This window comes from Streptomyces caeni (genome assembly GCF_042678285.1).
Classification (GTDB): Bacteria; Actinomycetota; Actinomycetes; order Streptomycetales; family Streptomycetaceae; genus Streptomyces; species Streptomyces caeni.
This window is the reverse complement of sequence record NZ_JBHUDX010000090.1, coordinates 15,982-37,984: the sequence shown is the minus strand read 5'-3', so window position 1 is coordinate 37,984 and position 22,003 is coordinate 15,982. Positions and strand designations below refer to the sequence as shown.

Here is a 22,003-nt window from a genome sequence, read left to right as displayed (position 1 = left end):
GCTCCGCGCCCGAAGCGGCCGGCTCCGGGCGACACGGTTGCGTACGCCACTGACGATACCCCGCGACCTATCGAAACGAAACGGTTTCGTACGTGTTCTGGGTCACGGAACACGCTGCGGGGCCGCGGCGCCGATCACCCCATCGGCCTACGAGTTGCCGGGCCCCTCCCGCCGGACAAGCATGGGTGGGTGAGCGACACGAGCGACGTGTACGAGAACGCCCCCGGCTATCTCCGCTTCCCGCACCTGCACGACGACCTCCTGTGTTTCGCCGCCGAGGACGACCTGTGGGTGGCGCCGCTGGACCGGCCCGGCCGTGCCTGGCGGCTCACCGTGGACCGTACGAAGGTCGGCCACCCCCGCTTCTCCCCCGACGGGCGCGAGATCGCGTACACGAGCTGGCGCAGCCTCGTCCCGGAGATCCATCTGACGCCGGTGGACGGCGGCCCGGGCCGGCGGCTCACGTACTGGGGCAGCACCGACACGCGGGTGTGCGGCTGGACCCCGGAGGGCGACATCCTCGCCGTCGCCTCGCACGGGGAGCCCTTCTCCTACTACACCTGGGCCTACAAGGTCTCCACCGACGGCGCCCCCGGCGGCAAGCTGCCCTGGGGCCCCGTCTCGGACATCGCGGTGGCCGACGTCGACGGCGAGCACAGGACCCTGCTGCTCACCGGTACCCCGCCGCACGAACCGGCCTCCTGGAAGCGCTACCGCGGCGGCGCCACCGGCCGGTTGTGGCTGCACGGGCAGCGGCTGCTCGCCGGCCTCGACGGCCACCTCGACTCGCCGGTGTTCGCCGGGGGGCGGATCGCGTTCCTCTCCGACCACGAGGGCGTCGGGAACCTGTACTCGTGCGCGTACGACGGCTCCGACCTGCGCCGGCACACCGACCACGACGCCTTCTACGCCCGGCACGCCTCCAGCGACGGCACCCGCGTCGTCTACCAGTGCGCGGGCGACCTGTGGATCGTCGACGACCTGTCCCCGGACTCCGTTCCGCGCCGCCTCGACGTACGCCTGGGCGGGCCGCGCGCGGGGCGGCGCGCCTACCAGGTGCCGGCCGCCCAGCACGTCGACGGTATCTCGGTCGACGAGACCGGGCGGGCCAGCGCGGTGGTCGTCCGCGGCAGCCTGTACTGGCTCACGCACCGCGACGGCCCGGCCCGTACGATCACGGACACCCCGGGCGTACGCGTCCGGCTGCCGGAGATGCTCGGCGTGGGCGGGCGGATCGCGTACGTCACCGACGCGGAGGGCGAGGACGCGATCGAGATCGCTCACCTCCCGCGGGCGTCCGGCGAGCGCGCGCCGCGCAGGCTGGCCTCCGGCGCGCTGGGCCGCGTGCTGGAGCTGGTGTCGGACCCGCAGGGCGAACGGCTCGCGATCGCCTCGCACGACGGGCGGCTGCTGCTTCTCGCCGTGTCCGACGGGGCGGCGGCCACCGAGGAGACCGGCGGCGAGGTGGGAACCAGCAGCGAGGAGACCGGCGGCCTGGAGGCGGCCCAGGAACCGGACGGCGAGGTCATCGAGCTGGTCCGCTCGGCCAACGGACCGGTTCGGGACCTGGCGTTCTCCCCGGACGGGGCGTGGCTGACCTGGTCGCACCCCGGGATCGGCCGGTCCCTGCGGCAGATCAGGATGGCGCGCATCAAGGACGGCCTGATCGTGGACGTGACGAACGGCCGCTTCGAGGACGAGAATCCGGTCTTCACCCGGGACGGCCGCTATCTGGCGTTCCTGTCCTGGCGCGGCTTCGACCCGGTGTACGACGTGCACACCGGGGACCTCTCCTTCCCGCTCGGCTGCCGCCCGTATCTGGTGCCCCTGTCCTCCGCGACCCCCTCCCCGTTCGCACTGAACCCGGAGGGACGGCCCGCGGCCGGCGGCCTCGATCCGCTGGACGAGGAGGACGAGGACAACGGGGTGGTGACCGTGGAGACCGAGGGGCTGGAGAGCCGGGTGACGCCGTTCCCGGTCACCGCTTCGAAGTACTCCGCCCTGTCCCCGGTCGCGGGCGGGGGCCTGGTGTGGCTGCGCTGGCCGATCTCGGGCGCGCTGGGCGAGACGTTCGTGAACCCGGACGACACCTCGGGGCGGCCGACCCTGGAGCACTTCACCATCAGCAAGGCGAAGAAGGCCGAACTCGTCGGCCATCTGGACTGGTTCGCGGTGAGCGGGGACGGGACACGGCTGGTGGTCGTCGACGAGGGCGACCTGAGGGCGGTCCCGTCGAGCGAGTCCGGCGACGCCGACACGACCGTCTGGATCGACGCGCGCCGGATCATGCACGAGGTGGATCCGGCCGCCGAGTGGCGGCAGGCGTACGCGGAGGCCGGACGGCTCATCCGGGCATACTTCTGGGAACCGGAGATGTGCGGGATCGACTGGGACGGGATCCTCCGGCAGTACCGCCCGCTGGTCGAACGGGCCGCCTCGCCCGACGAGTTCGCGGATCTGCTGCGCGAGGTGCTGGGCGAACTGGGCACCTCGCACGCGTACGTGTCTCCCGCCCGGTGCAACGAGGGCCCGCCGCACTACCAGCGCCGGCAGGGCCTGCTGGGCGCCAACTTCGTCCGCCGCGACGGCCGTTGGGTGGTGAAGCGGATCCTGCCGGGCGAGTCGTCGGACTCGAAGGCACGCTCACCGCTGGCCGGTACGGGCATCCGCGAGGGAGCCGTCCTGACCCATGTGGACGGGCGGCCGGTGGACCCGGTGCGGGGACCGTACCCCCTGCTCGCGGGAGCGGGCGGCATGACGGTGGAGCTGACGTTCACGCCCGCGGAGGGAGAGGGCGCCGGGCCTCGGCGGGTGGCGGTGATCGCCCTCGCCGACGACCGCCCCTTGCGGTACCAGGACTGGGTGGCCAAGCGCCGTGCGGTGGTACGGGAGTTGAGCGGCGGCCGCTGCGGGTATCTGCACATCCCGGACATGGGGGGTTCGGGCTGGGCGCAGTTCAACCGGGACCTCCGCAAGGAGGTCTCGCGGCCGGCCCTGATCGTGGACGTACGCGGCAACGCGGGCGGGCACATCAGCGAACTCGTCATCGAGAAGCTGACCCGCACGATCCTGGGCTGGGACCTGACGCGCGACGCCCAGCCGGTGTCGTACACGTCGAACGCGCCGCGCGGCCCGGTGGTGGCGCTCGCCGACGAGGCGACGTCCTCGGACGGCGACATGATCACGGCGGCGTTCAAGGTGCTCGGCCTCGGCCCGGTGGTCGGCCAGCGCACCTGGGGCGGCGTGGTCGGGATGACGGGCCGCCACCGCCTGGGCGACGGCACGGTGATCACGGTCCCGATGAACGCGGCATGGTTCGACGCCTACGGCTGGTCGGTCGAGAACCACGGAGTGGCCCCGGACCTGGAGATCCTGCGGACGCCGCTGGACTGGGCGGAGGGACGGCACAGGCTACTGGACAACGCCGTCTCACTGGCCTTGGACCTGCTCGAAACCCACCCGGCCTCGGTCCCCCCGGACTACAGCAGGGTCCCGGACAGGACCCGCCCGAAACTCCCGCCGAGACCTGCTTGTTGACGCCGTTGACGCGAAGTGGGGTGCCCCCGTGCGGGGGCACCCCGTTCCCCGGTCAATGCCGAGCGGTGCGACTAGGCGTCGTAGTCCAGGTTGAAGCGGTCCTCCGCCTCATCCTGCATCCGGCGCGACTCCTCGGGGGACGACGGACGGCCGCGCTGCTGCTGGCCCTGCTGGCCCTGCTGGCCCTGCTGGCCCTGCTGGCCCCGCTGGCCCTGCTGGCCCCGCTGGCCCTGCTGGCCCTGCTGGCCGCGCTGCTTCGCCTGTTCCGTCTTCTGCTTGGCCTGCTGCTTCATCTGCCCGGCCTTGTCCTGGAACTGGTCCTTCATGCCCATGTGAGTTCACTCCCGTAGTGGGTGAGGGGATTGGGCCTCGACCAGAGTGACACGAGCGGACAAAGCACGCATGTCGATCGGTAACGGAGCGTACAGACACCTGGCCGCACCGGGCGATCCTCAGACGGGCGCGCGAGGGACACGGCGTACGGTCCCTCGGCGCGCCATGGTCGTCACCGCCCGCTGCGCTGTGCCTCGTCGGCCTCCCCGCCCGCGCCGACGAGCCCCGTACGCATTCCCTTGAGCCGCGGCTCGAAGCGCCGCATCTCCCGCTGCCCCACGGTCGCGATGATCCCCGGCAGATACCCGCGCACGCCCTGCATGCCCCGCAGCCACCACTGCGCGTACACATGGCTCGACCGCCGCTCGATCCCGGCCACGATCCGGTCCACCGCCGGCCCCAGCGGATACGTCTTGTTGGACGGCCACGGCAGCCGCTGACGCAGCTCCCGCATCACGTCCTCCCGGTCGGCGCCGCGCACCATGTCCGTGTCGGTCCATGACAGATACCCGACCCCGACCCGAACGCCCTTGTGCGCGACCTCGGTTCGCAGACAGTGCGCGTACGCCTCCACACCCGACTTGGACGCGCAGTACGCCGTCATCATGGGCGCGGGCGTGATCGCCGCGAGCGAGGCGATCTGGAGCAGATAGCCGCGGCTCTCGGTCAGCACCGGCAGGAAGGCTCGGGCCGTCACCGCCGAACCGATCAGATTGACCTCGATCACCCGCCGCCACGCCTCGGGGTCGGAGCCGGCGAACGGACCGCCGGTCGCCACACCCGCGTTGGCGACCACGATGTCGACCTTCCCGAACCGCTCCTTCACCTCCCGCGCGACCCACGTCATCGTCTCGTGGTCGGTGACGTCGGCGTACCAGTGGGCGCTGTCCCCGTACAACTGGTCCGAGACCTGCTTCAGCTCGTCCGCCTCCAGGCCGACGAGCGCGACCTTCGCGCCGCGCGCCGACAGCTTGCGCGCCAGCAGCTCGCCGACACCCCGCGCGGCGCCGGTGACGACCGCGACCTGCCCCTCCAGACCGACCCTGCTCATGCGCCCTCCTCGATCCGTGCATCCGCCGCGTACGCGGAGACGAGTTCCCGGATCGTCCCGGTCACCAGCTCCGGCGCCTCCACCGGAGTCATGTGGCCGAGCCCCGGCAGCTCGGTGTTACCCACGCAGTTCGGCAGCGCCGCGACCAGCGTCCACGCGTGCACCGGCGGTGTGAGCCGGTCCGCGGTGCCGACCACGACGTGCGCCGGCACCGTCAACTCCCGCAGGCTCTCTTCGAGATCGAGCCCTTCGAGCACGAGCGACCAGGCGTGGCGCACATCGCGCGGGCAGGCGTGCACCACTCGCGCGCACGCCTCGACCATCTCCGGCGACGACCCGGGGCCCATGGTCGCGTACTTGAGGATGCGTTTCGCGACGGGTGTGACCGGACCGAGCGGGGCGCGCGAGCCCAGGAGGCGTGCCGTGAGCCAGGTGCGGACGCGCCCGGCGCGCAAGGGCACCACGCGCGCCTCGGCGACCAGGCGCGCACTCCCGGTGCTGCACAACAGGACGGCCGCCGCATGCGCCTGGAAGCGGGGGCGCGCCGCCGCGGCCATCACGGTCATCCCACCCATGGAGTGCCCGGCGATGACGGCCTTCTGCCCCGGCTCCAGCGTGGCGGCGAGCACCGCCTCCAGGTCGTCGGCGAGCGCCTCGGTGCTGCACGCGGGGCTCGCCGGGCTGCGCCCGTGCCCGCGCTGGTCGTAGGCGATCACCCGGTGGTCCGCGGCGAGGTCCCGTATCTGCGCCGCCCAGAAGGCGGTCGAGCAGGTCCAGCCGTGCGCGAGCACGACGGCGGGCGCGCCGTCGGGGCCGTGCACCTCGGCGTGCAGCCGGGCACCGTCCGCGGAGACCACGGTCAGCTCACGGACGGGGACGGGAGGCGCGTACCGCCCGCTCATGACATGGGTCAGCCTGCTCATGCGCGCGTCGCCTCCACGGTCGCGGTCTTCTCGGTGTCTGCCGTGTCTGCGGTGTCCGTCCTGGCCCCGTCGGTCCCCGTGGCTCCGGCCGGGGCCCTCAGCACCTCGTACTCCGCCAGCTCCACGCGTCGCGTCGCGCTGCGGAACTCCGTGGTCGTGCCGGGCCAGACGGTGGTGTTGCGGCCCGCCGCGTCCAGGTACCAGCTGGTACAGCCGCCCGTGTTCCACACCGTGCGCTTCATGCGTTCCTGCACCGAGTGGTTCCAGGCGTCGACGGCGGCCGCGCGGGCGTCGAGGGCGGCACGTCCGCCCAGCACGTCCAACTGCCGCAGGAAGTCGGCCATGTAGTTGAGCTGGGACTCGATCATCAGGATCATCGAGGAGTTCCCGAGGCCGGTGTTCGGTCCGATGATCGTCATCCAGTTGGGGAAGCCGGCCGCGGAGGCACCCCGCAGGGCCTTCATCCCGTCCTTCCACGCCTCCGCGAGGGTCCTGCCGTCCACGCCGACGACCCGCTCGGCGATCGGCATGTCGGTGACGTGGAAGCCCGTGCCGAAGACGATCGCGTCGACCTCGGCCTCACTGCCGTCGGCGGCGACCACGGTCGACCCGCGGACCTCGCTGAGCCCGGCGGCGACCACGTCCACATTGGGCTGCGCGAGGGCCGGGTAGTAGGTGTTCGACAGCAGGATCCGCTTGCAGCCGATGCGGTAGTCGGGGGTGAGCGCGGCGCGCAGCTCCGGGTCCTTGATCGCGCGGGCGATGTTGCGCCTGGCCATCCGCTCGACCAGGCCCAGTTCGTCGGGGTGCTTGGTGAACGCCTGGACCTGCAGCTCCCGGATGCCCCACAGCAGTCCGCGGCGCAGCCTGGTGGTGAACGGCAGCGCGCGGTGCAGCCCCTGTTCGAAGCGGCCGATGGCGCGGTCGACGCGGGGCAGCACCCAGGGCGGGGTGCGCTGGAGGAGGGTGAGGTGCGCGACGTCGGGCTGGATGGACGGCACGATCTGGATGGCGGACGCGCCGGTGCCCACCATGGCCACCCGCTTGCCGCGCAGATCGTAGTCGTGGTCCCAGCGGGCGGAGTGGAAGACCTTGCCCGGAAAGCCGTCGAGGCCGGGGATCTGCGGGATCTTCGGGTCGGACAGCGGCCCGGTGGCGGAGACGACGACATCCGCGGTGAGCCGTCCGCTGCTCGTCTCGATCGCCCAGCGCAGCTTCTGCGTGTCCCACGTCATCAGCTTCACCTCGGAGCCGAAGCGGATGTGGGGACGCAGCCGGAAGACGTCGGTCACATGCTCCAGGTAGGCCCGGATGTGCTCCTGTCCGGAGAAGGTACGCGGCCAGTCGGGGTTGGGCGCGAACGAGAACGAGTAGAGGTGCGAGGGGACGTCGCACGCGCAGCCGGGGTAGCTGTTGTCACGCCATGTGCCGCCGACGCTGTCCGCGCGCTCCAGCACCACGAAGTCGGTGATGCCCTCTCGGCGCAGCCGCACGGCGGCACCGAGCCCGCCGAACCCGGACCCGACCACCGCCACTCGTACATGAGGCACATGCTCGTTCTCGGCCATCCGAAGCCTCCCGGTCCGTACGACATGGGCCCTGACGCTAGGCCAGAAGGACCCGTGCAACCACGCCAGTGAACACTGGCGCAATGGGAGGTTAGGGCAGCGGCGTACCGATGGGTAGGGGGCGGACCGAGGAAAGTTACCCGGGGTACGACGTAGGGTGCGGGAGTGGCAGACCACGGGGAGCGGCGCGAGTACCGCATGGAGGAACTGGCCGAGGAGGCCGGCATCACGGTGCGTACCCTGCGCTTCTACCGCGAGCGCAAGCTGATCCCGCCGCCACGCAGGGAAGGCCGCATCGCCTGGTACGACGAGACGCACCTGGCCCGGCTGCGCACGATCTCGGCCCTCCTGGAGCGCGGCCACACCCTCAGCGGCATCGCGGAACTGGCCGAGGCGTTCGACCACGGACGCGACGTCGGCGACCTGCTCGGCGTCGGCGCGCCCAGCGAGGAGACCCCCGTACGCCTCACCCCTGAGGCCCTGGCCGACGTGTTCGGCGCCGAGGCGACGCCGGAGAACCTCGCGGCGGCCCTCGACCTCGGCTACCTCGGCACGGACGGCGGCGAGATCGTCCACATCAGCCGCCGCCTGCTGGACGTCTCGGCGGCCCTGGTCCGCGAGGGCATTCCGCTCGCCGACGTCCTGACCGCCGCCCGCCGCGTACGGGAGCACACCGAGGCCCTCGCGGACGTCTTCACGGACCTGGTGGCCACCCACGGCCGCTCCCCCGGGGACGTCCAGCGCCTGCGCCCCCTGGCGAAGAGCGTGGCGGAGGCGGAACTGTCCCTGGCACTGGACCGACGGCTGCGCCGGCACGGGGTGCACCGCGCCCAGCGGCGCGACCGGCACCCGTAGCGGCGCCGTCGAAGGCCGTGCACGACCCTCACCGGCCCGCGGCCGGGCCGGCGCGCGGCATGTGCGGCCGCCCCCCGCACGAACCGGACACCGAAGACGTGCCGTGCGTCCGCCTACCGGTCGAACACGACCGTGACCGGGGCATGATCCGACCAGCGCTCGGCGTGTGTGGCCGCACGCTCCACGTACGCCTTCACGGCACGCTCAGCGATGCCGGGCGTTGTGCAGACCAGGTCGATGCGCCAGCCGGTGTCGTTGTCGAACGCGCGTCCGCGGTACGACCACCACGAGTAAGGCCCCTCGGCGTCGGGGTGCAGGGCCCGCACGACGTCCACGTACCCGCCGTCGTTCTCGTCGAGGACCCGGCTCAGCCAGGCCCGCTCCTCGGGCAGGAACCCCGAGTTCTTCTGGTTGGCGCGCCAGTTCCTGAGGTCGGCCTCGCGATGGGCGATGTTCCAGTCACCGCACACGACGACCTCGCGGCCCTCGGCGGCGGCCCGCTCCCGGAGGTCCTTGAGATGGGCGAGGAACTCGCCCATGAACCGCACCTTCTCGTCCTGCCGCTCGGTGCCGACCTCCCCGGAGGGCAGGTACAGGCTGGCGACGGTCACCCCCGGCAGGTCCGCCTCGACGTACCGTCCACTGCCGTCGAACTCGGCCGACCCGAATCCGACCCGCACACGGTCGGGCTCGCGCCGGGTGTAGAGCGACACCCCGGCACGCCCCTTGGCGGCGGCCGGTGCGTGCACGACGTGCCAGCCGTCGGGAGCGCGCAGGCCCTCGGGGATCTGGCCCGGCTCGGCGCGCACCTCCTGGAGGCACAGCACATCGGCGGAGGTACCGTTCAGCCACTCCACGAAGCCCTTCTTCGCGGCGGCACGGATCCCGTTCACGTTCACGGAGGTCACTGTCAGCACGCGCGAACGATACCGGCACACTGGGAAAGGCCCCGCCCCCGACACCGCATAGATGTACGATGAACAGCATGATTATTCGCCGCGTCTCCTTCGACCACCCGGACGCCGTCAAGCTCAACGACCAGGTCCAGGCCGAGTACCACCTGCGCTACGGAGACGGCGGCGACGCCACGCATCTGGACCCGGCGATGTTCATGCCGCCGGCCGGGCTCTTCCTCATCGTGTACGACACGCAGGACCGTCCCGTCGCCACGGGCGGCTGGCGCTCCCAGGAGCAGAACGAGGACGGGTACCAGGACGGGGACGCCGAACTCAAGCGGATGTACGTCGTAGAGGAACTGCGCGGCCGGGGCCTGGCGCGCCGCATCCTGGCCGAGTTGGAGGAGGACGCCCGCGCGGCGGGCCGCACCCGCATGGTCCTCGAGACGGGCACCAAGCAGCCGGAGGCGGTGGCGCTGTACGCCTCCAGCGGCTACGAGCCGTGCGAGAAGTTCGGCTACTACCGCTTCCACGAACTGAGCCTGTGCTTCGCGAAGCCGCTGTAGGGCGGACGGCGCACGCGTGCGACGGTTCGCAACGACGGGGTCAGTCGCCTGCCGAATGGGCCGTGGGCCTGCACAGCAGCCACTGCCGGAACGTCCGGCGCGGGGGCCGCACCGCCGCGCGGCCGTGGGCCACCCGGTCCCGGTCCGCATGTGAGGCTCGCAGCCCGGGCGACGGGCCGGGGCCGGTGCGCTTCCCGGTTGGCGAGATCTCTCCCGACATGCTTTGTCCCGGTCCTGTCGAACGTCTCCGCGAGACGCAGGCAGCGGCGCGAGTGGAAGACCAACGCTGTATCGCGACGTGGATCCCGCCCGGCCTCATCGCAGAGGCGATGGACGGTCAGCGTCGATTCGCGGCATGCGGCACCCATCATGCCGAGACCCGGTCGCGACAACAACCGCGTCCCAGGTGCCGATTCACACCGTTTTCCCGGGCCGCAGCGGACTGACACGCTGCCCGGCCGAGGCACCCGGTCCCCCTGTCGGCCGGGTCTACCGGAATCCCGGAGCCTGGACCGGCGGTGGCATGAGCCGCGGGTCGCTCTTCCACGCTCCCCTCCGACCGGAAACTACGGCGACACCACCTGCGGCACAGTGGCGCCGTACGCGGCGAATAGGACGGCCGGGTCGGGCCCCTCCAGGACAGCGGGCTTGGCCAGGCCGTCCAGGACGATGAAGCGCAGCAGGTCGCCGCGGGACTTCTTGTCGACCCTCATGGTCCGAAGCAGCGTGGGCCACTGGTCGTGGCGGTAGTGCAGCGGCAGCCCGACCGATTCGAGGATCGTGCGGTGGCGGTCGGCCGTCGCGTCGTCCAACCGGCCCGCGAGGCGCCCCAGTTCGGCGGCGAAGTGCATGCCGACCGAGACCGCGGCGCCGTGCCGCCACGCGGCACCGGTCCCGGCGAGCGCCTCGGGGTGCACGACGGCGACCCGCTTGGCTCGGTCGCCGAGCAACCCGCCCAGTTTCTGGAGCAGTTGCCGGCCCACCGGACCTCGTACGGCTCGCTGCCCGCGGTGCCACCGACCTGGATCCGGGTGGCTGTCTCACTCATGCTTCTTTCAACTCCGGTGCTTCCGGGCTCGCTTGGGTCGCCTCCTCGGACGTGTAACCGTCGGTGGCCAACGGCCCGACCAGCACCACCACAGGCGCTTGCCTCATCGGATGGCCAGGTTGTCGAGGTAGGACCGCGCGTTGCGGCGGGTCTCGGCCACCGAATCACCGCCGAACTTCTCCGCCACCGCGTCCGCGAGGACGAGCGCCACCACGGCCTCGGCGACGATGCCGGCCGCGGGGACCGCGGAGACGTCGGAGCGCTGGTGGTGCGCCTGCGCGGCCTGACCGTTCGTCACGTCCACCGTCTGGAGCGCCCGCGGCACGGTCGCGATCGGCTTCATCGCGGCGCGGACCCGCAGCGACTCACCTGTGGTGAGGCCGCCCTCGGTGCCACCGGAGCGGCCGGAGGCTCGGCGGATGCCCTCGGGCGTGTTGACGATCTCGTCGTGCGCCTTGGAGCCGGGCACGCGGGCAAGCTCGAAGCCGTCGCCGATCTCCACGCCCTTGATCGCCTGGATACCCATCAGCGCACCCGCCAGCCGGGCGTCCAGCCTGCGGTCCCAGTGCACATGCGAGCCCAGGCCCACCGGCACCCCGTAGGCCAGCACCTCGACCACGCCACCGAGGGTGTCGCCGTCCTTGTGCGCCCGGTCGATCTCCGCGACCATCGCCCTCGACGCGTCCGCGTCCAGACAGCGCACCGGGTCCGCGTCCAGCCTCTCGGCCTCGGCCGGGGTCGGGTACACGCCCTGCGGCGCCTTCACAGAGCACAGCTCGACGACATGGCTGACGATCTCGATGCCGGCCGTCTCCTTCAGGTACGACCGCGCCACCGCGCCCAGCGCCACCCGGGCCGCGGTCTCCCGGGCCGAGGCACGCTCCAGGACCGGCCGTGCCTCGTCGAAGCCGTACTTCTGCATGCCCGCCAGATCGGCGTGGCCGGGGCGCGGGCGGGTCAACGGGGCGCTGCGGGCGAGACCGTCCAGGATTTCCGGATCGACCGGATCGGCCGCCATCACCTGCTCCCACTTGGGCCACTCGGTGTTGCCCACCATGATCGCGACGGGGGAGCCCAGGGTCAGGCCGTGCCGCACACCGCCCAGGAAGGTGACCTCGTCGCGCTCGAACTTCATGCGCGCCCCACGTCCATGGCCGAGCCGGCGCCGGGCCAGGTGGTCCGCCACCATCTTCGTGGTGATCGGCACGCCGGCGGGAAGGCCCTCCAGCGTCGCCACGAGTGCGGGACCGTGGGACTCCCCCGCGGTCAGCCAGCGCAGCCTGCTCAACGGTGCTCTCCCGCCCGGCCGGTGCGAGCCCCGTGCAGCCACTCGACCTCGTCGTACAGTTCGTCGACCGTGAAGGAGGACAGCATTGCGTTGCGGGCAGCGGCGGCGTCTCCGGCCGGGTGGTAGAGCTGTTCACCCATGGCACGGGCCACCTGCTGCACCCTGGCGGCACGCTCGTACCGCTCGGCGTTGTACTTCTCCAGGCGTTGTGGAATGTCTCCAGCGGCTCCCGCGAGCAGTTGGCCGATGACGACGGCGTCCTCAAGGGCCATGCAGGCGCCCTGGGCCGCGTACTGGAGCATGGGGTGCGCGGCGTCACCGAGGAGGGCGACGCGGCCGTCCGTCCAGCGCTCGACGGGGTCGCGGTCGCACAGGACCCATTCCTTCCAGTCGGTCCCCAGTTCCAGCAGTTGCCGGGCGGTGTCACTCAGTCCGGGGAACTCGGACAGGACGTGCGTCCGCTCGACGGGCCTGCCGACCACGACGTCCTGTGCGCCGTCGTCGCGGGTGGCCGCCAGGTTGAGGAACCTCCCGCTGCCGATGGGGTAGTGGACGAAGTGCCATTTGGGGCCGGCCCACAAGGTGACGGTGTTCCAGCGCAGTTCCTGCGGAACCCGCTCCATGGGGATGACGGACCGGTAGATCGTGTGGCCGGACACCCGCGGCGCGCCGTCCCCGACGAGTTGGCTGCGCAGGGCGGAACGGATGCCGTCGGCGCCGATGAGCACCGCGCCGGTGAAGCGTTGCCCGGTGTCGGTGATCGCCGTGACGCTTTCCGAGTCCTGTTCGTAGCAGGTCACGGAGCACTTGGTGTTCAGCGTGATGTTCCGCTCCGCGACGCAGCCGTCGAGGAGCGTCTGGTAGAGGTCGCCGCGGTGCACGACGGCGTAGGGATTGCCGAAGCGGGTGCGGTATGCGCCGGTGAGTGGCATGCTCGCGACCCGCTGTCCGGTGGTGCCGTCCATGAACCGCAACTCGTCGATGTGGACGGCGCGTTGCCGTGTAGCCGCGCCGACACCGAGGCAGTCCAGGGCGTGAAAGGCGTTCGGGCCAAGCTGGATGCCCGCACCCAGTTCGCTGAAGGTGTCCCTTCGTTCCAGCACGACGACCTCGTGGCTGCGGCGCGCGATGCTCAGTGCCGCCGCGAGGCCGCCGATGCCGCCCCCGGCAATGAGTACCTTCATCGTGATCCTTGTCGCTGTGGAGAAGTCGGTTGAGAGATCGCGGGAAAGAGCCGTCGCAGTTCCTCGTGGAATCCCGGAAAGGTCTTTCCGACGCAGGACGGGTCGTCGAGCGTGATGCCGGGGACGCGGAGTCCGAGGACGGAGAAGGCCATGCCGATGCGGTGATCGCGGCGGCAGGCGATGCGGGCGCCGGTGGGGGTGCCAGGGTGAACGGTGATCCAGTCGTGGCCCTCGTCGGTGTCCACGCCCAGGGCGCGCAGGTTCTGCGCGACGGCGGCCAGGCGGTCCGACTCCTTGAGCCGGGCGTGGGCGATGCCGCGGATGGAGATGGGCGCGTCGGCGAGGGGAGCAACGGCCGCCAGCGTCATGAAGGTGTCGGAGATCTCCCCCATGTCGACTGAGAAGCCTCCGCGCAGTCGGCCCTTCCCTGTGACGCTGGTGCCCGCCTCCGTGACCTCTACGCGCGCCCCAAGCCTGCGCAGTACGTCAGCGAAGCGCAGGTCGCCCTGGAGGCTGCCGCGGCCCAGGCCCGGCACGGTGACGGTGACGCCGGTGACCGCGGCGGCCGCGAAGACGTAGGAGGCGGTGGAGGCATCCGGTTCGACGGTGAGGTCGACGGCGCCGTAGCCACCGGGCTCAACTTGGATGACGTCCCCGCGCGGTTCGGTGACCTTCGCGCCGAACCGACGCATCAGGGCGAGTGTCATGGCGATGTACGGACGGCTGACCAGGCCATCGACCGTGAGGGCCACCGGTGTGCGCATCAGGGGGGCCGCCATCAACAGTCCGGACAGGAACTGACTGCTCAGCGAGGAGTCCACGGTGATCGCCCCGCCGTCGAGCCCCTCGGTCTCCACCGTCATGGGCAGTCCGCCGCTCGGATCGGTCGTCACCGCGGCTCCCAGAGCGGCCAGAGTGTCGGCCAGCGGGCGCAGGGGGCGGGCTCTGAGCTGAGCGCTGCCGTCGAACACGAAACGGCCGTGGCCCACGGCCGCGAACGGCGGCAGGAAACGGGCCGCCGTTCCAGCGTCCTCACACCACACGTCGGTCCTCCCGGTGGGACCGCGCCCCGCACCGGTGACCTCCCAGACCTCGTCATGGTCCGCCGCCCCGACCCGGAAGCCGAGGTCCGCCAGCGCCGTACGGAAGGCGACGGTGTCGGTGCTGACGAGCGGGAACCGCAGCCGGGAGGTGCCCCTAGCGGCCGCGGCCAGCAGCAGGGCGCGGTTGGTGATGCTCTTGGAGCCGGGGATACGGGCCGTCCCCCCGGCAGGTTGCGCGGTCGTGTCCGTCATGGGCTGTCCTCCAGCACGTGGCACTTCGTGGAGCGCGGGCTCAGCCGGCGAAGGCGAGGCCCAGACGGGCCAGTCGGGCGGTGTCATAGGCGCCCTCCGCGGTGGCCTCGACATCGAAGACGTGCCTCTCGGTGGGCGGATACCCGATGAGTTCGGCAGCCCTGGCCGGAATGGGCACGGCCGCGGCCTGCGCCGACTCCCACAGGAAGACCGCGCCCCACCGGTTGGTGCGCTCGTCCGAGATCCACACCTTCAGGCGAAGCCCCCGTACCCGGGAGAAGCGGTCCACGGCCTCGTCGCGCAGGAAGTCCCGGAGCGAGGCGACGGTCTGCCCGGAGCGGTCGAGGTCCCACCAGGCGATTACCACTCGCACGGGCGCAGCACCCCCTCGAGTGCCTCACCGATGATGCGTACGCCGTCCTGTGTGAGCACGGACTCGGCGTGGAACTGCATCGAGGCGAAGCCCGGCCCGCGCAGCGCGTGGACCTCTCCGGTGTCGTCGTCCCGGCTCGCTCCGACGATCCCCACACCCGGAACCTCGAACTCGTCCTGTGCGCTGCGGGCGGCGAACGTGTTGTAGAAGCCGACCCGTTCCCGCGCCCCGAACAGGTCGATCTCCCGCTGGAATCCCTGGTTGGGCACCGGTCGGCGCACCAGTTCCAGGCCGAGCAGAGTGCTGAGCACCTGATGGCTCAGGCAGACGGCGACGAAGGGCCGGTGCTGGTCCAGGAGCGCGTGGAGCGCGGACCGCAGGTGCATGATCTTGGGGTTACGGGTGGCGCGCGGATCGCCGGGGCCGGGGCCCATGACGACGAGCTCGTGGTCGTCGAAGGAGTACGGCTCGTCGAAGCGCCGAACCGTCGGCTTCAGCCCCATGGCCCGCAGCTGATGGCCGATCATGGACGTGAAGGTGTCCTCGGCATCCACCACGAGGACCCTGCGGCCGGCCAGTTCGGGCCGCTGTCCCTTTCGGTGGGCATGCCCGCCGATCCAGAACCCGGCGATCGAGTCGTTGCGCTGCGCGAGGGCCTGGCGCACCTGCGGGTGTTCGGCGAGGCGCGCAGAGCCCTCGGTGCCCAGAGCGGCGAGGAGGCCGGCCGCCTTGGCCCGGGTCTCCTCGACCTCCGAGCCCGGGTCGGAATGCCGTACCAGGGTGGCACCGACACCGATGCTCAGCCGACCCGCGCCGTCGATGTCGGCGGTGCGGATGAGGATCGAGGAGTCGAGTGTGCGCCGTCCCCGCTCGTCCTGCCCGATCAGGGCGGCCACACCGCTGTAGTAGCCGCGCCCGCGGGGCTCGTACCGGTTGATCACCCGGCAGGCGCTCTCCAGCGGACTGCCCGTCACCGTCGGTGCGAACAGGGTCTCCCGCAGGATCGTGCGGGGATCGTGGTCGCTCGCGCCCTCGATGAAGTACTCGGTGTGCGCGAGCCGCGCCATCTCCTTCAGATACGGCCCCACGACCCGGGGAGCCGGGTCGCAGATCCGCGCCATCATCTTGAGTTCCTCGTCGACGACCATGTACAGCTCGTCGGCCTCCTTGCGGTCGGCGAGGAAGTCCATCACCCCCGGCAGAGTGGGGCCGGAGGACGGATATCGGTAGGTGCCGCTGATCGGGTTCATCACGGCCCGGCCGGCCCGCAGGCTCACATGCCGCTCGGGCGAGGCCCCGACGAAGGCGCGCTCGCCGGTGTGCACGACGAACGTCCAGTACGCCCCCTGCTCCCGCTCCATCAGCCGCCGGAAGAACGCCAGGGCACTGCGCACCGTGTAGTCGGTGATGTCGGCGACGAACGACCGCTTGATGACGAAGTTCGCTCCCTCGCCCGTGCCGATCTCGTCCGCGATCACCTTGCGGACGATGCCGGCGTATTCGTCGTCGTCCAGGTCGAAGGCGCCGCCGCTGAGCACGACCGGCTCGTCCGGCAGCCGGCGCAGGGTGTCGCTCACCGCGACGCGGGCCTGTTCCTCCACGGTGATCGCGATCAGCGGTTCGCCGTCGTCGGCGCAGGCGTAGCCGCGCTCGGCGACCTGACGGTAGGGGATCAGCGCCAGGACCTCCTGACGCTCCCCGGCGTCGGGATCGGGTGCCCCGCTCAGGGGTATCCGGGCCACGGAGTCCACCGTCGACGCCGTACCCGTCAGGACCTCCAGGGTGTCCGGGCCGCTCACTTCCGGGCGGTGCAGCAGCGCGAAGGCGGGCGGCCGCGGCCCGAGAACCCGGTCGAGCAGGTCGTGTGCCGGACGGGGGTTCTCCTCGCTCATCGGCCGAGCTCCTCGATCACGGACTTCGTCGTGGTGACCAGGGCGCAACGCTCGGCGGCGTAGTCGAGGGCCAGCCGGTGGTACGCCTCGGTGAAGTCGGCGACGGCGTCGGCCACCAGAAACGTCTCGATGTCGTTGGTGAATGCCTCCACCGCGGTGGACAGCACCCCGATGTGCGCGTACACACCGCAGAGGATCAGCTGGTCGCGTCCGTGGGTACGCATCCGGTCCAGCAGGTCGGACCGGAAGAACGCGCTGTAGCGCCACTTGGTGAGCAGCCAGTCGTCCGGGCCCGGCGCGAGAGGCTCCACCACCTCCCGGTCGGCGGGGTCGACACGCATGCCCGATCCCCAGAAGTCCTTGAGCAGTCCGCGCTGTTCGTCGGTCATGCCGCCCGGCTGCGCGGTGTACGCGACGGGCATGCCGGAGGCGACCGCCTGCTCGCGAAGCCGGGCCGCGTTCCGCACGAGGTCGGCACCAGGCGCCTCGCCCTCGGGGAACTGCCGGAGGAAGTAGCGCTGCATGTCGTGGACGAGCAGGACCGCGCGGTCCGGATCGGCCTGCCATGCCGCCGCGTTGGTGGGCAGGTCCCCGGCCGTGGGCATCGGGTAGGGCTGGATGGGGGGTATCCCTGGCATGTTCTTCCTCGTATCGCTTGGATTGTCAGACGCCGAGGGTCGCGCCGCCGTCGACGGTGAGGTCGTGCATCGTGATGTGCGAGGCCTGATCCGAAAGGAGGAACACCACCGCGTCGGCCACGTCCGAGGGGCGGGCCAGCTTGCCGAGCGGTATGCCGACGCGGTAGGCGTCGGGCGAGCCTTCGAGGGTCGCGGTGCGCCCGTGGTCGTCCTTCCACATGGACGTGAGCATCGAGGTCTCGGTGGAGCCGGGGGCGACCACATTGCACCGGATGCCGTACTCGGCGACCTCGAGGCCGAGGCACTTGGTGAACATGGTCGCCGCGGCCTTGGACGCCGCGTACGCGGCCATGTCCATGCGTGCCGTGCCCGCCGCGTTGGAGGCGATGGTGACCACGGCACCGGAGCGCCGGGGGACCATGCGGTTGACCGCCGCGCGCGACATGAAGAACACCCCTGTGGCATTGACCGCGAACGTCGCCGCCCAGTCCGCGTCGGTGAGGTCCCGGGTCCTCGCAAGGCGCAGTACGCCCGCCCCGTTGACCAGGTGGTCGAGCGGTCCCAGGGCCTCCTCGACGTCCGCGACCAGACGCTCGGCCTCGGTGCTCGTGGTGACGTCGGCGGGGAACGCCCGTACCCGCAGCCCGGCAGAGGTCAGTTTCCCGACCACCTCGCTCAGCCGGTCGCCGTCCTTGTCCACGGCGGCCACCGAAGCGCCGCGTTCGCCCAGTGCGCGGACGACCGCTTCGCCTATTCCGCCCGCGGCTCCCGTAACCAGCGTGATCTTTTCCCGCATAGTGAACAGATCTCCTTGTCAGCGACGCCAGGCCGAGGCAACCTCCACGGCCTGACGGGGATTGAGCCGCGGGTCGCAGAAACTCGTGTATTTGTCTCCGACCGAATCCAGGAACGTGGGGTCGGCAACGCATTCCGTAACCTGGTCAGGCGTGGTTTCCAAGTGCAGGCCGCCGGGAATTCTGCCGGCCGAAGCCACGGATTCCTGGAACTCTTCGACCTCGCGTATGACGCTCTTCACGAAACGGGTCTTCAGACCGTCGGGCCCGCACTCGGTGTTGCCGTGCATCGGGTCGGACAGCCAGATCACCGGGTGCCCGGCGCCGTGTACGGCGGCGACCAGGGCGGGGAGCTTCTCGGGTGCCGTACCGGCACCCATGCGCGCGATGAGCGTCAGCCGCCCGGGGATGCGGTCGGGGTCCAGTCGCTCGCACAGGCGCAGCAGTTCCTCCGGCGTCATGGTCGGTCCCACCTTGCAGGCCACCGGGTTGCGCACGGCCGCCAGGAGCGCCACATGGGCGCCGTCCACCTGTCGCGTGCGCTCGCCGACCCACGGCCAGTGCGTCGAGGTGAGCAGCAGGCCGCCGTCGTCCTGCCGGCGCAGCATGGGCAGTTCGTAGTCGAGGAGGAGGGCCTCATGGCTGGTCCACACCGGGGCCTGCGCGCGTTGGGCGCTGCCGGCCCAGCCGAGGTGTTCCATGACCTCGCGCGCGGCCGCGTGGCCGGTCAGCAGGCGTCGGGGGTCGGGCTGTCGCCGTGCCGGATCGGGGTTCGGTTCATTCACCATGTGGCCGCGGTAGACGGGCAGTTCGACGCCCTGGACCGTTTCGGTGGGCCTGGAGCGCGGCTTGGCGTACTGGCCGGCGATCCGGCCCACGCGCACCACCGGCCTGCCCGCGTTGACGCGCATGACACCCGCCAGGAGATCGAGCACCGCCGCCTTGCGGGCGACGTCCACCCGGCCGTTCTCCGCCCAGTCCTCGGCACAGTCACCGGTCTGGACGACCTGGGCGTGCCCCTGGGCGACCGCCCCGAGGTGGTCGTGCAGTCGGGCCACGTCCGGGGCCTCGACGAGCGGTGGCAGCGTGCTCAGTTCGCGCCTCACCCGATCCGTCTCGGGATGGCCCTGCCAATCGGGCTGCTGCAGCGCGGGGAGCGATTCGATGTAAGCGAGCTCGCTGTTCAACTCGGTTCCTCTCGTGGGGGTGAAGAAGGATTCCTTCGGCTGAACCCGTGAGTTGCTTTCATCGATTCTGCGGAATTGAGGAATCTCCGTGAAGGGGGGAATCGCTACTTCGTCATGTTCCGGCGGAGCTGGATGAATTCATCCACAGGTCGGGACGAATTCATCCGACCGGGGGCCGGGAAAGTTCCGGAAAGCACGCGTCCTGGCCTCGTGGCGCATTCGGGCCACGAGGCCAGGACGGGTGGATCGGTTGAGGAAACCGGGTGGCTGGATCAGCTGGTGACTCCGCCGTCGACGACGAGGTCGTGGCCGACGACGAAGCTCGACTCGTCGGACGCCAGCCACAGCACCGCGTTGACGATCTCGTCCGTCGTCGCGACGCGGGCGATCGGAACCGTCGTGGCCAGCCGGGCCGCACGGTCGGCGTCGGTCTCCCCGGGGCGCAGCGACATGCTGGTGTCCGTGGCACCAGGGCTCACCGCGTTGATGCGCACGCCGTCCTTGATGTGGTCCAGGGCGGCGACCCGGGTGAGGGTGCTCACGGCGGCCTTGGACGCGGCGTAGGCGGCCATGCCGGGGCGGCGCCCGTGGTAGCCGATGTTGGACGCGGTGTTGACGATGACGCCACCGCCGTGCGCCCGCATGTGCGCGATCTCCTGCTGCATGCCGAGCAGGACACCGTTCAGGTTGACGTCCAGCACGGACTGCCACACGGACAGGTCCAGGTCGCCGACCGGGGTGGGCTTGCCGAAGACGCCCGCGTTGTTGTGCGCGACGTGCAGGCCACCATGGCGCTCCACCGTGGTGCGCACCAGGCGCTCCATGTCCTCGGGCCGGGTGACGTCGGCGACGACGGCGCTGGCGGTGCCGCCGTCCTCGTCGACGAGTCGCACAGTCTCCTCGATGGATTCCGGCCTGGCACCGGAGACGACCACGGTGGCGCCCTCACGGGCGAAGGCCCTGGCGCTGGCCCGGCCGATGCCGGCTCCGGCCCCGGTGACGATGACGACCTTGTCCTTGAATCGGGCGGTCATGCGGATGCTCCTTGGCGACGTGTCGTAACGGATGGGAATTCAGGGTGCCCAAGTGACGGAAGCATCGGGCTCCTTCACCCGGCGTCCCGGGGCGCACGAGGACGCAGCAGGACGAGCGCGCATACCGCGGCGGCGGCGAAGGCCACGGCCGCGATGGTGAAGGCGAAGCCGTAGCCGGAGGTCAGGGCGGACGCCGTGCTCCTGCCCTTGTGCACCAGATCCGTGGTGCGTCCCGCGGCCAGGGTCGCCAGGACGGCGAGGCCGATGGCCGGCCCGGCCTCCAGCGCGGTGTTGACCACGGCGCCGGCGAGACCGGCCTGCTCCTGCGGGACATCGGTGGTCGCTGTGACGGTGGATCCGGCGAACACCAGCACCGCTCCGGCGGGAAAGAGCACCAGCCCGGCCAGTACGGCGCCCACGTACGGCGTGTCCGTGCCGATCAGGCCCAGCGCCGCGAGCCCCAGCCCGGCGACCGCCAGCCCCGTGACCAGCACCACGCGCGGGCCGAAGCGCTGCACCAGCCTGCCCACGAACAGGCCGCCGACGACCAGGGTCAGTCCGAAGGGCAGGAACGCCGCCGACGTCTCCAGCGCGGAATAGCCCCGTACCTCCTGGAAGTACAGCGCGAGCATGAAGAAGATCGTGGTGATCCCGGCGGCACCCAGGAAGACCGTCAGCAACGCCGTCGCCCTGCGGGGGGAGGCGAGGAACGACAGCGGCAGAAGTGGCTGCGCCACCCGTGCCTCGGCAACGACGAAGCCCAGCAGCAGCGCACCGCCGCCGGCCAGCGTGCCGAGGGCCACCGTGGAGGTCCAGCCTCGCTCCGGCGCCTCCACCAGGCCGTAGCTGACCAGAGCGATCCCGGTGGTGACCAGGGCGGCCCCGAGGACATCCAGCCGGCCGCCCCGGTGAGCCGCGCCTTCGGGGATCAGCCGCGAGGCGCTGGCGAGGGTCACCGCCGCCACCGCGACGGGCACGACGAACGCCCAGCGCCAGGAGTTCCACGAAGCCACCACCCCGGACAGCAGCATTCCGGCGGTCCCGCCGGAGGCCGCGAGCCCACCCCAGACCGCCATGGCACGGGCGTACCGCGCGGGCTCGGGGTGTACGACACTCACCAGTGCCATCGCGGCCGGTACGGCCAGTGCGGCACCGGCCCCCTGGAGGAAGCGCGCCGCCAGCAGCATCCACAGCCCCGTGGACAGCCCCGCCAGCGCCGAACTCGCGCCGAACACGGCGGTACCGAGGACGAACACCCGCCGGTTTCCGTACAGGTCGGACAGCCGGCCGCCCAGCAGCAGCAGTCCGCTGAACGACATGCCGTAGGAGGCCGAGAGCAGGGCGAGTTCGGCGCGGTCGAGTCCGAACTCGCGTTGGATGTCGGGGAGCGCGACGTTGAGCACGCTCATGGCGAGGATGAGCACGAACTGGACCGACGCCAGCAGGGCGAAGGCAACGCCTCTTCTCCTCTCGCGCGCCGCTTCGAGAGTCCCTGCGCCCGGTTTCGTCCGCTCCGCCGCGGCGACATCACGCTGCTGCAC

Annotated in this window: 19 protein-coding genes; 3 read left to right on the top strand and 16 right to left on the bottom strand. The window is 71.3% G+C overall.

What is annotated here, in order from left to right:
* Positions 1-189 precede the first annotated feature (189 nt).
* Entirely contained in the window at positions 190-3,537 is a 3,348-nt protein-coding gene (locus tag ACFSL4_RS29845; protein WP_381089643.1) for a S41 family peptidase, read from the top strand.
* 71 nt (positions 3,538-3,608) lie between these two features.
* On the opposite strand, the gene ACFSL4_RS29840 is transcribed toward ACFSL4_RS29845, so the two are convergent.
* The 4 genes from ACFSL4_RS29840 to ACFSL4_RS29825 form a co-directional block, all read right to left on the bottom strand.
* The gene (locus tag ACFSL4_RS29840; RefSeq protein WP_381089640.1) at positions 3,609-3,869 is read right to left on the bottom strand and encodes a hypothetical protein; all 261 of its coding nucleotides are present in this window, start codon (positions 3,867-3,869) and stop codon (positions 3,609-3,611) included.
* A 173-nt stretch (positions 3,870-4,042) separates the two neighbouring features.
* The gene (locus ACFSL4_RS29835) at positions 4,043-4,921 is read right to left on the bottom strand and encodes an SDR family oxidoreductase (RefSeq protein ID WP_381089637.1); all 879 of its coding nucleotides are present in this window, start codon (positions 4,919-4,921) and stop codon (positions 4,043-4,045) included.
* Positions 4,918-5,844, bottom strand: coding sequence for an alpha/beta fold hydrolase (locus tag ACFSL4_RS29830; protein ID WP_381089634.1), 927 nt, complete (start codon positions 5,842-5,844; stop codon positions 4,918-4,920). Before ACFSL4_RS29830 ends, ACFSL4_RS29835 begins: the two co-directional genes overlap by 4 nt.
* Positions 5,841-7,412 carry a flavin-containing monooxygenase gene (locus ACFSL4_RS29825; protein WP_381089631.1) on the bottom strand — a complete coding sequence of 524 codons (1,572 nt, stop codon included), beginning with the start codon at positions 7,410-7,412 and terminating at the stop codon, positions 5,841-5,843. Before ACFSL4_RS29825 ends, ACFSL4_RS29830 begins: the two co-directional genes overlap by 4 nt.
* Positions 7,413-7,610: 198 nt before the next feature.
* On the opposite strand from ACFSL4_RS29825, the gene ACFSL4_RS29820 reads away from it, so the two are divergent.
* On the top strand, positions 7,611-8,267 hold the full coding sequence (locus ACFSL4_RS29820; RefSeq protein WP_381089805.1) for a MerR family transcriptional regulator: 657 nt from the start codon (positions 7,611-7,613) through the stop codon (positions 8,265-8,267).
* Positions 8,268-8,380: 113 nt separating this feature from the next.
* Here the strand turns inward: ACFSL4_RS29820 and ACFSL4_RS29815 are convergent, their stop codons facing one another.
* Positions 8,381-9,184: an exodeoxyribonuclease III gene (locus tag ACFSL4_RS29815; protein ID WP_381089628.1), complete on the bottom strand. Its 804-nt coding sequence runs from the start codon at positions 9,182-9,184 to the stop codon at positions 8,381-8,383.
* Positions 9,185-9,252: 68 nt separating this feature from the next.
* Here ACFSL4_RS29815 and ACFSL4_RS29810 point away from each other — a divergent pair, with 68 nt between their 5' ends.
* A complete protein-coding gene (locus ACFSL4_RS29810; protein ID WP_381089625.1) occupies positions 9,253-9,729 on the top strand; it encodes a GNAT family N-acetyltransferase in 477 nt (158 codons plus the stop codon).
* Positions 9,730-10,295: 566 nt separating this feature from the next.
* Here the strand turns inward: ACFSL4_RS29810 and ACFSL4_RS29805 are convergent.
* The 11 genes from ACFSL4_RS29805 to ACFSL4_RS29755 all read right to left on the bottom strand — a co-directional run bounded on the left by ACFSL4_RS29805 (position 10,296) and on the right by ACFSL4_RS29755 (position 22,003).
* Positions 10,296-10,712, bottom strand: coding sequence for a 3-dehydroquinate synthase family protein (locus tag ACFSL4_RS29805; protein WP_465269770.1), 417 nt, complete (start codon positions 10,710-10,712; stop codon positions 10,296-10,298).
* Positions 10,713-10,880: 168 nt separating this feature from the next.
* Positions 10,881-12,065: a chorismate synthase gene (gene aroC, locus ACFSL4_RS29800; RefSeq protein WP_381089622.1), complete on the bottom strand. Its 1,185-nt coding sequence runs from the start codon at positions 12,063-12,065 to the stop codon at positions 10,881-10,883.
* Positions 12,062-13,249, bottom strand: coding sequence for a 3-hydroxybenzoate 6-monooxygenase (locus ACFSL4_RS29795; protein WP_381089619.1), 1,188 nt, complete (start codon positions 13,247-13,249; stop codon positions 12,062-12,064). The genes aroC and ACFSL4_RS29795 overlap by 4 nt, the downstream gene beginning before the upstream one ends.
* Positions 13,246-14,544 carry a 3-phosphoshikimate 1-carboxyvinyltransferase gene (gene aroA / locus ACFSL4_RS29790; RefSeq protein WP_381089616.1) on the bottom strand — a complete coding sequence of 433 codons (1,299 nt, stop codon included), beginning with the start codon at positions 14,542-14,544 and terminating at the stop codon, positions 13,246-13,248. Before aroA ends, ACFSL4_RS29795 begins: the two co-directional genes overlap by 4 nt.
* A 40-nt stretch (positions 14,545-14,584) precedes the next feature.
* Positions 14,585-14,917, bottom strand: coding sequence for a hypothetical protein (locus ACFSL4_RS29785; protein WP_381089613.1), 333 nt, complete (start codon positions 14,915-14,917; stop codon positions 14,585-14,587).
* The gene (locus ACFSL4_RS29780; protein WP_381089610.1) at positions 14,905-16,809 is read right to left on the bottom strand and encodes an anthranilate synthase family protein; all 1,905 of its coding nucleotides are present in this window, start codon (positions 16,807-16,809) and stop codon (positions 14,905-14,907) included. Before ACFSL4_RS29780 ends, ACFSL4_RS29785 begins: the two co-directional genes overlap by 13 nt.
* Positions 16,806-17,447: an isochorismatase family protein gene (locus tag ACFSL4_RS29775; protein ID WP_381089607.1), complete on the bottom strand. Its 642-nt coding sequence runs from the start codon at positions 17,445-17,447 to the stop codon at positions 16,806-16,808. Before ACFSL4_RS29775 ends, ACFSL4_RS29780 begins: the two co-directional genes overlap by 4 nt.
* Positions 17,448-17,472: 25 nt before the next feature.
* Positions 17,473-18,243: a 2,3-dihydro-2,3-dihydroxybenzoate dehydrogenase gene (locus ACFSL4_RS29770; protein ID WP_381089604.1), complete on the bottom strand. Its 771-nt coding sequence runs from the start codon at positions 18,241-18,243 to the stop codon at positions 17,473-17,475.
* An 18-nt stretch (positions 18,244-18,261) separates the two neighbouring features.
* Complete coding sequence (locus ACFSL4_RS29765; RefSeq protein WP_381089601.1) at positions 18,262-19,428, bottom strand: 3-deoxy-7-phosphoheptulonate synthase; 1,167 nt, start codon at positions 19,426-19,428, stop codon at positions 18,262-18,264.
* 272 nt (positions 19,429-19,700) lie between these two features.
* Positions 19,701-20,462: an SDR family NAD(P)-dependent oxidoreductase gene (locus ACFSL4_RS29760; RefSeq protein WP_381089598.1), complete on the bottom strand. Its 762-nt coding sequence runs from the start codon at positions 20,460-20,462 to the stop codon at positions 19,701-19,703.
* Between the two features lie 74 nt (positions 20,463-20,536).
* Positions 20,537-22,003, bottom strand: a complete 1,467-nt coding sequence (locus ACFSL4_RS29755; protein ID WP_381089595.1) for an MFS transporter — start codon at positions 22,001-22,003, stop codon at positions 20,537-20,539.

Coding starts and splice junctions, on each gene's coding strand:
- ACFSL4_RS29840 (WP_381089640.1), bottom strand. CDS start 3,869: ATGGGCATGAAGGACCAGTTCCAGGACAAGGCCGGGCAGATGAAGCAG.
- ACFSL4_RS29835 (WP_381089637.1), bottom strand. CDS start 4,921: ATGAGCAGGGTCGGTCTGGAGGGGCAGGTCGCGGTCGTCACCGGCGCC.
- ACFSL4_RS29830 (WP_381089634.1), bottom strand. CDS start 5,844: ATGAGCAGGCTGACCCATGTCATGAGCGGGCGGTACGCGCCTCCCGTC.
- ACFSL4_RS29825 (WP_381089631.1), bottom strand. CDS start 7,412: ATGGCCGAGAACGAGCATGTGCCTCATGTACGAGTGGCGGTGGTCGGG.
- ACFSL4_RS29820 (WP_381089805.1), top strand. CDS start 7,611: ATGGAGGAACTGGCCGAGGAGGCCGGCATCACGGTGCGTACCCTGCGC.
- ACFSL4_RS29810 (WP_381089625.1), top strand. CDS start 9,253: ATGATTATTCGCCGCGTCTCCTTCGACCACCCGGACGCCGTCAAGCTC.
- ACFSL4_RS29795 (WP_381089619.1), bottom strand. CDS start 13,249: ATGAAGGTACTCATTGCCGGGGGCGGCATCGGCGGCCTCGCGGCGGCA.
- aroA (WP_381089616.1), bottom strand. CDS start 14,544: ATGACGGACACGACCGCGCAACCTGCCGGGGGGACGGCCCGTATCCCC.
- ACFSL4_RS29780 (WP_381089610.1), bottom strand. CDS start 16,809: ATGAGCGAGGAGAACCCCCGTCCGGCACACGACCTGCTCGACCGGGTT.
- ACFSL4_RS29775 (WP_381089607.1), bottom strand. CDS start 17,447: ATGCCAGGGATACCCCCCATCCAGCCCTACCCGATGCCCACGGCCGGG.
- ACFSL4_RS29770 (WP_381089604.1), bottom strand. CDS start 18,243: ATGCGGGAAAAGATCACGCTGGTTACGGGAGCCGCGGGCGGAATAGGC.
- ACFSL4_RS29760 (WP_381089598.1), bottom strand. CDS start 20,462: ATGACCGCCCGATTCAAGGACAAGGTCGTCATCGTCACCGGGGCCGGA.